Source organism: Pelosinus fermentans JBW45 (assembly GCF_000271665.2).
Classification (GTDB): domain Bacteria; phylum Bacillota; class Negativicutes; order DSM-13327; family DSM-13327; genus Pelosinus; species Pelosinus baikalensis.
Genome location: NZ_CP010978.1, coordinates 2,660,329 through 2,673,589, shown reverse-complemented (window position 1 = coordinate 2,673,589; position 13,261 = coordinate 2,660,329). Strand labels below are relative to the sequence as shown.

General features: G+C 38.0%; 11 protein-coding genes and 1 tRNA gene. All 12 read left to right on the top strand.

The features are described 5' to 3' along the window. Positions 1-72: 72 nt before the first annotated feature. The 12 genes from JBW_RS11790 to JBW_RS11730 all read left to right on the top strand — a co-directional run bounded on the left by JBW_RS11790 (position 73) and on the right by JBW_RS11730 (position 13,232). A complete protein-coding gene (locus JBW_RS11790) occupies positions 73-828 on the top strand; it encodes a DUF1614 domain-containing protein (RefSeq protein WP_007953379.1) in 756 nt (251 codons plus the stop codon). Further along, complete coding sequence (gene spoIIP / locus JBW_RS11785) at positions 821-1,981, top strand: stage II sporulation protein P (protein ID WP_007953377.1); 1,161 nt, start codon at positions 821-823, stop codon at positions 1,979-1,981. Before JBW_RS11790 ends, spoIIP begins: the two co-directional genes overlap by 8 nt. Positions 1,982-2,192: 211 nt before the next feature. Next, on the top strand, positions 2,193-3,500 hold the full coding sequence (locus JBW_RS11780; protein WP_007953376.1) for a DUF512 domain-containing protein: 1,308 nt from the start codon (positions 2,193-2,195) through the stop codon (positions 3,498-3,500). Positions 3,501-3,504: 4 nt separating this feature from the next. Beyond that, positions 3,505-4,041, top strand: a complete 537-nt coding sequence (locus JBW_RS11775) for a cob(I)yrinic acid a,c-diamide adenosyltransferase (protein ID WP_007953375.1) — start codon at positions 3,505-3,507, stop codon at positions 4,039-4,041. Positions 4,042-4,078: 37 nt separating this feature from the next. Continuing rightward, positions 4,079-5,401, top strand: a complete 1,323-nt coding sequence (gene der, locus JBW_RS11770; protein WP_007953374.1) for a ribosome biogenesis GTPase Der — start codon at positions 4,079-4,081, stop codon at positions 5,399-5,401. A 26-nt stretch (positions 5,402-5,427) separates the two neighbouring features. Further along, positions 5,428-6,042 (top strand): glycerol-3-phosphate 1-O-acyltransferase PlsY, encoded by a 615-nt coding sequence (gene plsY, locus JBW_RS11765; protein ID WP_007953373.1) that lies wholly within the window; start codon positions 5,428-5,430, stop codon positions 6,040-6,042. A 228-nt stretch (positions 6,043-6,270) separates the two neighbouring features. Beyond that, positions 6,271-7,749: a stage IV sporulation protein A gene (gene spoIVA / locus JBW_RS11760; RefSeq protein WP_007953372.1), complete on the top strand. Its 1,479-nt coding sequence runs from the start codon at positions 6,271-6,273 to the stop codon at positions 7,747-7,749. A gap of 175 nt (positions 7,750-7,924) precedes the next feature. Next, on the top strand, positions 7,925-8,371 hold the full coding sequence (locus JBW_RS11755) for an ACT domain-containing protein (RefSeq protein ID WP_007934159.1): 447 nt from the start codon (positions 7,925-7,927) through the stop codon (positions 8,369-8,371). A 17-nt stretch (positions 8,372-8,388) separates the two neighbouring features. Further along, entirely contained in the window at positions 8,389-9,684 is a 1,296-nt protein-coding gene (locus JBW_RS11750) for a homoserine dehydrogenase (protein WP_007953370.1), read from the top strand. A 31-nt stretch (positions 9,685-9,715) separates the two neighbouring features. Next, positions 9,716-10,624: a homoserine kinase gene (thrB, locus tag JBW_RS11745; RefSeq protein WP_007953369.1), complete on the top strand. Its 909-nt coding sequence runs from the start codon at positions 9,716-9,718 to the stop codon at positions 10,622-10,624. A 47-nt stretch (positions 10,625-10,671) separates the two neighbouring features. Next, a tRNA-Pro gene (locus JBW_RS11740) sits at positions 10,672-10,748 on the top strand. 939 nt (positions 10,749-11,687) lie between these two features. Beyond that, on the top strand, positions 11,688-13,232 hold the full coding sequence (locus JBW_RS11730; protein ID WP_144408417.1) for an IS1182 family transposase: 1,545 nt from the start codon (positions 11,688-11,690) through the stop codon (positions 13,230-13,232). Positions 13,233-13,261: the final 29 nt, after the last annotated feature.

The following is a 13,261-nucleotide window of genomic DNA, read 5'->3' as shown; positions in this document are numbered from 1 at the left end:
CATGCTTTTTTTGTATGTTTTGTTTCTTAAAGGGGCAAGATAAACCATAAAATATAGTAGAGGTGAATAAATATGAATATGCCAATAGGAATGATTATGCTATTGGTTGTTGGTGTTTTGGTTTATTTTGGTGTAGCCCATAGAATTCTAGATAGAATGCGCTTAACCGATAAACAGGCTTTACTTTTTATCGGTGCAGTAATTGTAGGTAGTTTTATTGATATTCCTATTATGAGCACTCCCGTTGAAGTAAGTATTAATGTTGGGGGAGCCTTATTGCCAGCTTTATTAGCCATTTGGCTAATTTTTAAAGCCGATGAAACGGCAGAAAGAGTACGAGCTATACTGGCAGCTATTTTAGTAGCTGTAGCTGTATCCCTAGGGTCTCGCTATTTACCCTATGAGCCAGAAAATATGTTTTTAGATCCTAAAATTATATATGGCATATCTGCAGGTCTAATTGCCTATTTAGCTGGTCGTTCTAGGCGAAGTGCTTTTGTAGGTGGAGTATTGGGCATTGTCTTAAGCGATATTGTGCATATGGTTACGATTATAGGACTAGGTATACCTGGCACAACGGATATTGGCGGTGCAGGTGCTTTTGACGTAGTTATGATTGCAGGAATTATAGCAGTGATGGTTGCAGAATTAGTTGGAGAAACTAGAGAGAAGATGCAAGGTGGTCCAATGCTTGGCAGGTATCGACCAGAAGGATTATACGAATTTAGCAAAGAGCTTTCCCATAATAATCGAAAAGGTAAAATTCATAAACAAAATGAAAAGCTTGAAAGTAAGGAAGAAAAGGATAGAGGTGAAGATCATGAATAAACTGTGGGGGGCAGTTATAGCACTATTATTGGTATTCTGCATAACCATGCAAGGGTATACACATGAGCGAACAGATGGGGGATATTATACTTTAGTCGATGAAAATGGTAATACCGTTTATATAACAGGCTGGGGCGTCGACGTAGGTGATCAGTTTCTTACTGAGAACAATAAACGTTATGAAGTAATTAGCATCTCAGGAGATATTGCCCATAGTAAATTTTTAGGTAATGTCAACCTAAGTAAATACGCTAATCCAGAAAAAAATATTTTTTTTAGTATACTGCACCCGTCTATAGCATGGGCTGAAGCTAGTGGTAAAGTTGCTGTTTATCATACTCACTCTGATGAATCCTATGTACCTACTGACGGCAAAGATAGTATCTTAGGAGCTGGCGGTATTTATAAAGTAGGAAATGCTTTTACGAGTGCCTTACAAGGTAAGGGATTAGAAGTTTTTCATTCCGAAGCTAAACATGATCCTCATGATAATATGGCTTATGAGCGTTCTCGTCGTACAGTTACAGAACTCTTGAAAAAACAACCAGATGCTATTTTCGACATCCACCGTGATGCAGCTCCACCAGAAGTCTATAAGGGTAATATCGATGGTAAAGACATTACTAAGTTGCAATTAGTTGTTGGAAAATATGGACCTACGGGAAAACAAATTGAAGATTATGCTTTACAAATTAAAGCAAATTCAGACACACAACACCCAGGTTTAATTAAAGGTATTTTCTTTGCTAAAGGCGGCGATTATAACCAAGATTTACACCCCCGTTCTATGTTATTGGAAGTCGGCTCGGAGACCAATGATCGTGAATCTGCCGAAAGAGGTGTTGCCTTGTTTGCGGATGTCATACCAACAATCCTAGGTAGAACCTCCGCTTCTCCTAGTAATGCAGAAGGGGCAGCTGGAGTAGGTACAGAGCAAACAGGACCTTCAGGTGCAAGTAAAGCAATTGGTTGGATTGTAGGTTTTTTAGTTGTTGGTGTTGTTGCCTTTTTGTTTTTGAGTACTGGCAGTATGAAAGAAGCAAAAGGAAAACTGAAACAGTTTACTACAACAGAGTTTGCTAATTTCTTAGGACCTAAATCAAAAGATAAAAAAGATAATATTAAGCCGAATCATGAAAAAGAAAAAGAATAAATAGGAAAGAAATACTTTTTTCATAATATAAATAGTATTTCTTTGCAATTTATAGTATGATATAGAATGCAATAGGGATTTTATAATATGAAAATCATTCTTTGAAAAGGATCTAAATAATGTTTATTTAGAGTGATGCTCTTCCATCACTCTTTCTTTTATTGCAGGAAATATAGAAAAAAAAAGGAATATAGCATGAGAGGTGACGTTGATGGCATATAGTGGTATTATTTCAAAGGTTATGCCAGAAAGTATTGCAGATGAAATAGGCTTGGAACAGGGTGATCGTCTGCTTGCTGTTGATGGAGAAAATATTCGAGATCTTATTGGTTTGAGCTTTGCTTTAGCGGATGAGTGTATAGAACTTTTGATTGAAAAGAAAAATGGAGAACAAGAAGTTTTTGAAATAGAAAAAGAATACGACGAAGATTTAGGCATTGAGTTTGAAAGCGCAGTTTTTGATGGTGTTCGTCGATGCGCCAATAAATGTATATTTTGTTTCGTCGATCAAATGGCACCTGGTATGAGAGAAAGTTTATACGTAAAAGATGATGATTATCGTCTATCTTTTTTATATGGTAATTTTGTTACTCTAACGAATCTTGGGCCTCGCGATATTAAGAGAATTAGCCAGCTTCACTTATCACCTTTATATATATCAGTCCATACTACAAATGGTATGCTACGTGAAAGAATGTTAAATAATAAAGTTGCAGGTAACATTATGGAGCAATTACATACGTTAATTGACAATGGTGTTGAAATGCATACGCAAATCGTATTGTGCCCGAATATTAATGATGGTGACGAGCTGGAAAGAACAATCGGTGAGCTATATGCATTACATCCAAATATACTATCAATGGCAATCGTCCCTGTTGGATTGAGTCGTTTTCGAGATAATTGTTATGAGTTAGAAACTTTTACAGCAGAGAAAGCCCTTACTGTTGTTGAGAAGATAAATAGCTGGCAAGAAAAATGCCGGAAAGAGAATGGAACATCTTTTGTCTATTTATCAGATGAATTTTATCTTGCAGCGAATCAGTCTATCCCGGATTATGAGATGTACGATGGTTTTCCTCAGCTTGAAAATGGAATTGGTCTTGTGCGAAACTTCCTATTTGAATGGCAGGAAGAACCAATAGTAGCGCAAGGATATTCTGAGCCTCATTATCTGGATGTGGTATGTGGCGTATCAGCCCAAAAAATCCTAGGACCATTATTAAAAGATATTACCATTCCCAATTTAACAATTCGTGTTTTGTCCGTTGAAAACATATTCTTTGGTACTGACATAACTGTAAGTGGTTTACTGACGGGGCAAGATATAATTAGAACTTTGACAGCAAATGAGGGAAAACGAACAGGCGTCATCATACCTGGAGCAGCATTAAAAAAAGGTGAGACTGTCTTTTTAGATAATATGACTTGTGAGCAATTAGAAGATCACATAGCAGTTCCTGTACGTGCAGCCTATGGTGCTAAGGATTTAAGAGAATTATTACAAGCCTGGAGGTAATTTCGTGGCTAATTTAGGATTAGTGCAAGTATATACTGGTGATGGAAAAGGGAAAACTACTGCTAGTTTAGGTTTAGCATTCAGAGCCTGTGGACACGGTTTTCAAGTTTGTATGATTCAATTCATGAAAGATAATACAGAATATGGTGAATTTAAGTCTAGTATCAATTTACCTGGTTTTACGTTGCTTCAGGTTGGTCGCAATGATTTTGTAAATTTGGAAAACCCCGAAGAGATTGATAAGAAATTAGCCCAAGATGGATGGAATAAAGCAAAGAATGCTATAGCTTCTGGTAAATATGACATCGTTATTCTCGATGAAATCAATGTAGCAATAGCATGTAAAATACTAGATGTACATTCTATAGTCAGTTTTTTAACTGAAGATCGTATGGTATTACCAAAAATTCCGGAAATTATTTTAACAGGCAGATATGCGCCGCCTGAAATTATTAACATTGCTCATTTAGTAACAGAAATGAAGGAAATTCGTCATAATTATTCAACTGGAATGGAATCACGCCAAGGTATTGAATTTTAATATATAAAAAATATATGAATATGTATAGGAGATAAATATGAGTAAACCAATTTTAGCTATTGTTGGACGCCCTAATGTGGGTAAATCTACGTTATTTAATTATATTGGACAGAAAAGAGTATCCATCGTTGAAAACATCCCAGGCGTTACCCGAGATCGGATTTATCTTGATGCAGAGTGGCTTGACCGTGAATTTACGATGATTGATACCGGTGGCATCGAAATAGAATCTAGCGACAAAATGTTAACTGCAATGCGATATCAAGCGAAATTAGCAATTGACGAGGCAGATGCGATTTTATTTATCGTAGATGGAAAGGTTGGTTTAACTTCAGCCGATGAAGAAGTTGCTATTATTCTGCGTAATACTCGTAAGCCAGTGATCGTAGCCGTAAATAAAGTTGATAACATGCAAAAAGCAAATGAAATATATGAGTTTTATAATTTGGGACTTGGTGATCCAATTGCCATTTCTGCTGCAAATGCTCTAAATATTGGTGATTTGCTGGATGAGGTTGTTAAACGTTTGCCTAATGATGAAGTTGTGGAAGAGGATAATGAAACAATTAAAGTTGCGGTTATTGGTCGTCCTAATGTAGGAAAATCTTCATTGGTAAATCGATTAGTTGGTGAAGAACGAGTAATTGTAAGCGATGTAGCAGGTACCACTCGCGATGCGATTGACACTCACTTTACAAAAGATGATACATCTTTCGTTTTAATTGATACGGCTGGAATGCGACGTAAAGCTAAAGTCGAGCTTCCTGTTGAAAGATATAGTGTCATGAGAGCATTGCGAGCGGTAGATCGTTCTGATGTGGTTTTAATTGTGATTGATGCTGTAGATGGTGTTACAGAGCAGGATAAAAAAATCGCAGGCTATGCCCATGATGCAGGTAAGGCTTCTGTTATTATCGTGAATAAATGGGATCTGCTTGAGAAAGACGGCAAAACGTCTCTAAGATATACGGAGAATATTCGTACGGAATTAGCCTTTATGCAATATTCACCCGTACTATTCATTTCAGCTCTTACGAATCAAAGAGTTTCTCGTGTTACTGAATTGATAAAATTTGTAGCAGAACAGCATACCATGCGTATCGCTACCAGTGTTTTAAATCAAGTCATTGAAGATGCAGTTTCAATTAATCCTCCGCCGTCACAGTTTGGCAGACGCTTAAAAATCTATTTTACTACTCAGCCTAATGTAAAACCTCCAACATTTGTTCTTTTTGTTAATGAACCCGAAATAATGCATTTTTCCTATTTGCGCTTCTTAGAGAATCGGCTTCGAGAAAGCTTTGGTTTTGAAGGAACACCACTAAAACTTGTGGTGCGTGGACGTAAAGAGGAAGAATAATATGATGGGGAGAAGATAGTGATATAATGAATTATTTACTTATCGCTGTACTTGGTTATTTGATTGGTTCTATTCCAAACGGATTGCTTATTGGAAAAAACATATATAATGTGGATTTACGACAATTTGGCAGTAAAAATATTGGAGCCACAAATGCATTTCGAACGTTAGGTCTATGGCCGGCTTTTTGGGTATTTTTTACTGATGCAGCCAAAGGAGTTATTGCAGTATATGCAAGTGATTTTTTTATAGGCACGCCAATCGCATTATTAACGGGCGGCATCGCTGCTATTATTGGTCATAATTGGTCAGTGTTTTTGAGATTTACAGGTGGACGCGGCGTTGCCACGGGTTTAGGTGTCATAGCTGTATTAGTTCCTCAAATTACTGCAATCATATTTTTAATATGGGCAATTATAGTATATATTACTCGTTATGTATCATTGGCATCCATTGTATCTGCTGTATTAGTACCAATCTTCATGTGGCTTTGGGGTGAAAAAATTGAATTCTTATATTTTGGTATTCTTGCCGCCTTGTTTGTCGTCGGCAGGCATAAGCCAAATATTGAAAGGCTATTGAAAGGTACAGAATTAAAAATTAAAGTAGGTAATATGAGTGTTAATTCTAAAGAAAAATAAAGTAAGAAAAAAGACTGGGCTTAGGCTCAGTCTTTTTTCTTACTTTGTAATAATATTGCTGGCATGTCATATATTTATAATGATTAATTGACTACTATTTAGTTAATTTTAAAATACTATTTCATTTCATTCGATTCTTATTTTTTCATTAAGGGAGGGATGGTTTGCGAGTGTAGAATATACGCTAGTATTTTCCATAAAGCATAGCTGTAGGGAGGGAAACGGTAAATGGAAAAATTCGATTTATTTCGGGATATTGCCGAACGCACTGGTGGTGATATTTACATTGGTGTTGTAGGTCCAGTCAGAACAGGAAAATCAACGTTTATTAAACGATTCATGGAAACGATGGTTTTACCTAACATGATTGATCCATATGAGAAAGAAAGAGCTAAGGATGAACTGCCACAAAGTGCCGCTGGCAAAACAATTATGACAACGGAGCCTAAATTTATTCCAAATGAAGCTGTTGAAATTAGTGTTAAAGATAATATAAATGTTAGAGTCAGAATGGTTGATTGCGTGGGCTATACTGTCGATGGTGCATTAGGATATGAAGAGCAAGATGGTCCCCGTATGGTACTTACACCTTGGTTTGATCATGAAATTCCATTTCAAGAGGCCGCAGAAGTTGGTACAAAGAAAGTAATTGATGAACATTCTACAATTGGTTTAGTAATTACTACTGATGGCAGTGTAACAGACTTACCCCGCGAAAAATATGTACCTGCTGAAGAGAGAGTTATTAACGAATTAAAAGCATTAGAAAAACCATTCTTAGTCATATTAAATACATGCCGGCCAACTTCAAAAGAAACCCGTGAATTAGTAGCAAAGTTAGAAAATGAATATGATGTTCCTGTTGTACCTGTTGATTGTATTCAACTTAACCAAGATGATATTTATGCTATTCTACAAGAAGTTTTATATGAATTTCCAGTAAAAGAAGTAAATATTTCTTTGCCGAAATGGATTGAAGAATTGGAAACTGATCATTGGCTTAGAGAAAAATTTGATGGTGCAGTACGCGAAGTAGTCCAATATGTAAGAAGACTTAGAGATATTGATCGAGCCATTGATGATTTATCAGGTTATGATTTTATTGCAGATGTAATTTTGCACGATATGGACCTTGGAAATGGGATTGCAGTAATTGAGATTACAGCCAGAACTGATTTATTCTATCAAGTATTAGAAGAATTGACAGGCTTTACTATTTCAGGTGAACACCATTTATTGCGTCTAATGCAAGACTTATCTGTTGCAAAGCGTGAGTATGATAAAATAGCAAGTGCGTTAGAGCAAGTTAATTTAACTGGATATGGCATTGTATCACCACAGCTAGATGAAATGGTCCTAGAGGAACCAGAAATTATAAAAACGGGGAATCGTTTTGGTGTGAGATTAAAAGCATCTGCACCGTCATTACATATAATTAGAACAGATGTTCAGGCTGAAATATCACCTATTATTGGTAGTGAAAAACAAAGCGAAGAACTCGTTCAATATCTCATGAGAGAATTTGAAGGAGAACCAGAAAAAATATGGCGGACAAATTTATTTGGTAAATCACTAAATGCTTTAGTACGGGAAGGCATTCAAAATAAACTTGCTGGTATGCCAGAAAATACACAGGTAAAATTACGTGATACTCTACAAAAAGTTGTAAATGATGGGAGTGGCGGATTAATATGTATCATTTTTTAAATAAAACCTTATAAAAAACAAAAGCGCTAGCTAAGAAATTGATAAAAAATGGTCAATCTGTACAGATTGACCATTTTTTTTATTAATAATACTTGTTTTTTGTAGTGTAGTAGTGCTATACTGTCTACTGAGAATAGATTATTATCCGCATGAGTAATACTAAGGGGGTATAGTAGTGATAGGACAAAAATCTGTATTTTTTCTAGTTCGTGAAGAAATATTACCTGAAGCGATAAAAAAGACAATTAAAGTAAAAGATATGTTAAAACGTGGTGAAGCACGTACAATTAATGAGGCTGTAGAAAAAATGGAATTGAGTCGCAGTGCTTACTATAAATATAAAGATTATGTCTTTCCTTTTTACGAAGCAAGTAAAGAAAAAATAGTAACATTAGCACTTTTGCTTGAACATAAACAAGGTGTTCTATCAAGGGTGTTAAATACAATTGCCAATGAACGTGGCAGTGTGCTAACGATTAACCAAGGTATACCTCTTCAAGGTGTAGCCAATGCTACTATTTCTATTGAAACAGCTGAATTAGTAATTGATTTAGAAGCTTTACTAGATAAAGTAAGAATGGTTGAAGGCGTTAAACGCTTAGAAGTGTTAGGTCAAGCTTAAAAAGGAGCGAAACAATAATGAGAAAGACAATTACTATCGGTTTACTTGGCATGGGAACTGTCGGAACTAGCGTTGTTAAAATACTTACCGAAAATGCTAATGATATTTCACAAAAGGTTGGCATACCTGTAAATATAAAAAAAATAATGGTCCGTCAACTTGATAAAACTAGAAATATAGATGTCGATGCTGAATTTACCACTACAATTGATGATATTATTAATGACCCAGATATTGATATTATAGTGGAAGTCATGGGTGGCATGAATCCTACTAAGGACTATATTGTTCAAGCATTAGTCGCTGGTAAACATGTAGTAACTGCCAATAAGGATGTTGTAGCAAAACACGGTCAGGACATATTTGAAGCTGCTGATAAGAGTAAGGTAGACTTCTTATTTGAAGCCAGCGTTGCTGGAGGAATTCCTATTATTCGCCCTTTAAAGCAATGTTTGGCAGCAAACAAAATTAGCGAAGTTATGGGAATCATTAATGGTACAACAAATTATATGCTCAGTAAAATGGCAAATGAAGGTTTGGATTTTAATAGTGTCTTAGCCGAAGCTCAGGCTAAGGGATACGCTGAAGCTGACCCTACTGCTGATGTAGGAGGGTTTGATGCTGCTCGCAAAATTGCAATACTAGCTTCGATTGCCTTCGGTAGCAGAGTGTCTATCGATGATGTTTACGTTGAGGGTATTACTACTATTTCCACAGAAGACATTACTTATGCAAAAGAACTTGGATATGTAATTAAATTACTGGCAATTGCTAAAGATGATGAGCGTGGTATTGATGTACGTGTACACCCAGCCTTTATCCCTGCAAAGCACCCGTTAGCTTCAGTTCACGATGTTTTTAACGCTATTTATATTAAAGGTGATGCGGTAGGAGAAACTATGTTTTATGGACGCGGTGCTGGCGGCATGCCTACAGCTAGTGCTGTAGTATCTGATATTATTGATGTAGCTCGTAATATTACCCATAATGCCAACAGCCGTATTCTTTGTACTTGTTATTCGCAAAAAAGTTTTTGCCCTGTACAAAATACAGAATCACCTTATTATATTCGATTACTAGTGGCAGATAAGCCTGGTGTATTAGCTGCAATCGCTGGTGCTTTTGGCGCACAGCAAGTAAGTTTACACTCTGTAATTCAAAAACGAAAAGTAAATAACTCTTCTGAACTGGTATTGATTACTTACCAAGTATCTGATGCTAATCTACGATTGGCTATTAATACAATTTCCGGCATGTCAGTAGTAAATAAAGTAAGTAATGTAATTCGAGTAGAAGCAGAAGACTTTGCATAATACTCGACGATAATGAGATGGGAGATACTATATGTCGATTACAGTTAAAGTTCGTGTGCCAGGAACTACTGCTAATTGTGGACCTGGTTTTGACACGGTGGGCATAGCTTGTACTATTTATAGTGAGCTCGAATTATCTTTAAGTGATGAAGGAACTTTAAGGATTGAGATAGAGGGTGAAGGTAAAGGGCGTATTCCAACTGATAGGAATAATATTATTTACCAAGCTGTGCAGGCAGTGTTAGATAAAGTAGGAAAGCCCTATCAAGGAATATACCTTAAGTTATATAATAAAATTCCTCTAGCCCGTGGTTTAGGCAGTAGCGCTGCTGCTATTGTAGGTGGACTTATAGCAGCAAATCAAGCAACGGGAAATACATTAACTCAAGAGGAGATATTCTCCATGGCTACTATAATAGAAGGCCATCCAGATAATGTAGCACCTGCAATTTTTGGAGGAATTACCATAAGTGTAATGCAAGGTAATCAACCTGTCTATTTACGTTTTATGCCTGGAAAAAAGCTCAATATGGTAGTAGCAATCCCTGAGTTTAATTTATCTACGCATACAGCACGTCAAGTATTACCAGATACAATAACAATGAAAGATGCCGTCTTTAATATTAGCAGGGTGGCGTTATTAATTGGAGCATTGTGTAAAGGAGAATTTCATCATTTGCAATATGCACTTGAAGATAAAGTTCATCAACCTTATAGGATGCAGCTTATTCCTGGTATGCAGCAGGTATTTGATGCAGCTGTAGCTAAAGGTGCGTATGGTGCAGCTTTAAGCGGCGCTGGCCCTTGTTTAATTGCCTTTACAGAGTCTAATTGCGATAGAATAGGTATGGCTATGGTTCAAGCTTTCGCTAAGTGTGACGTAAAAGCCGAATATATTACGCTTAGCATTGACACTGAGGGCGCAAAAGTTATTGAATGAATTTATTGACATACTACCTAAAAAAGGGTACAATAGATTCTGTCAGTCGGGGCGTGGCTCAGTTTGGTAGAGCGCTACCTTGGGGTGGTAGAGGCCGTGAGTTCGAATCTCGCCGCTCCGACCAGCACAACATAGTAAATTTAAGGGTTCGCATTTTTTTGCGAACCCTTTGTTTATGTAAAAGTGTTTCTGAGGGATTTTTACGTAAACAAATTAAAGAATGTTTATATCTGAAGGGATAGACTTAATCGTGAAGGATCATTATGATGATGTGATTGGTGAGGTGAATTTACTGGGTTATTAGGTTCATCCTGATTTTCCTTGTTTAGCGGTTTACGGATGCAGGCTGCACATTAGGCATAGATACTAATCCATGCTGTCCTTCTTGCCATATCTGGTATCCGTAGATAAGGGTAGCGAGTGCAGTAGTAATGAATAATATTTGTGAGTAAGATATATAAACTTCCCAAACACCACGTTGAACAAATAAATCAGGAAAAAGATCAAGATAAAATCTAAAATGATATTTGTGGTAATGAACAGCCAGAAACGTCCATAAGTATATTTGAAAATCCAAATTGTGCCGATAAGATAAGCAACATAAAGAAATATTGGCAAATTTACAAGAGGGAAAAAGGGTTCTTTTACTGCCCACCAATATAGGGTAATACCAGCCTCAAAAATAAAAGCGAGAGTAAGCATGCAGAATAAAGAAACAGGCATATCGCCTTAAATCTTTTTTCCTTAGTAATAGGGTAGATAACCAAGATACTATTAAACTCGCCCAGATTAAAGTTTGATTACTCATATATACCATCTCCAACTAAGCGGATGATATAAGTATGCTTGATATTAGCTAATTATTATGACGACGGGCTAGTGGCTAGATAAATACATTCCTTACACATAAGGGGCTGTCGCGCTAAGACAACCCTAAAAAACAAAAGACGGCAACCAGCAGTAGCTGGAAGCCGTCTTTTGTTGTAAAATCAAGTTTGTGAAATCTAAGAAATTACAACTAGATTATACAGTAGACTCAAATGTATATCAACTAGTAATACCGATGGACATTGGCGAAATGATTCCGGCAGATGATTCGGTGCGGTTGCTCAACGCGGTGCTAGAAAGGATGAATTACAGCAAATTGTACGCTGCGTACTCCCGAATGGGGAGAATCGAGATGTCACCGAAATGTCTGTTCAAGATACTTGTATATGGATACATGAACGGCATCTATTCGAGCCGCAAGCTCGAGCAGGCATGCCGGCGGGACGTCAACTTCATGTATCTGCTAGGCCGGAGAAAAGCACCAGATCACGCGACGATCGCACGGTTTCGCAGCGAACGGCTGGCAGAGGTCGTGGACGATCTGTTTGCCCAGCTTGTGCAACTGTTGACCGATGCGGGAGAACTGTCGCTGTCAAGCGTTTTCATAGACGGAACCAAATTGGAGGCCAATGCGAACCGATACAGCTTTGTCTGGAAGAAATCGACGCAAAAAAATGAAGAGAAGATGCAGAAGAAGATGAAAGAAGAGTTGCCGGCGCTAGCAGCGGAGTTTGGGATTCGCTTTTATGTCGGCCAGGTGATAAAGCCCAAAGACCTAAAAAAGCTGCGCAAACGGCTAAAAGCACTGCAAGCTGAACGCCGTATTGTTTTTGTTCACGGCAAAGGACAGCGTAAGACTTCGCTGCAGCGGGCGCTTCAAACGGTAGACCAATACCTTGCTCGGCAGAAAAAGTATAATGACTATAATCATAGCTTTGGAGAACGCAACAGCTTTTCCAAGACGGACAGAGACGCCACCTTCATGCGGATGAAAGAAGATCATATGAAAAATGGTCAGCTTAAACCGGGCTACAACGCGATACTGGCGGTGGACGCGGAATATATAGTATCCACAATGATCGGTCAGGACCGAAGCGACAGCCAAATGTTGATCCCGATGTTGGAGACGCTCAAGGGACTGGGGTATACAAAACCCGTAGCGGATGCGGGCTTTGAGAGTGAGGAAAATTACACATGGTGCGAGCAAAACAACCAAATCGCATTTATAAAGCCCGCGAATTATGAGAAGGCCAAGACGAAGAAATATAGGGCAGACATCGGCAAGCGAGAGAACATGCACTACAATGCAAAGACCGATAGCTACCTATGTCACATGGGGCGCCCGATCCAGGCAGCTTATGAAAAAAAGACCCGATCTAAGGCCGGATATCCCATCGTGACAACCGTATACACCTGTCCAGATTGTGCCGGCTGTCCGCATAAGGCCCAATGCATCAAGGGAGCGAGCAAGACTCCCCTCGAAGAACGAAGCAAGAACCTGTATGTATCCAAAACCTTTTTGCGTCAACGTGAAGAAATGCAGGCACGTATCAAGGGTGAGGAGGGTGTTATGCTTCGGATGAACCGCTCCATTCAGGTGGAGGGAGCTTTCGGGGTGCTCAAACAGGACATGGGATTTCGGCGATTTCTGATGAGGGGCCGCGTAAAGGTGCAAACCGAGTTTCTATTACTATGCATGGGGTATAACGTAAACAAGCTCCATAACAAAATCCAAAGCGACCGGTGTGGGACCTACTTGCATATTCCAAAAGCATCCTGACCAATTCATATCGAGTTTTTCTTAGGGGA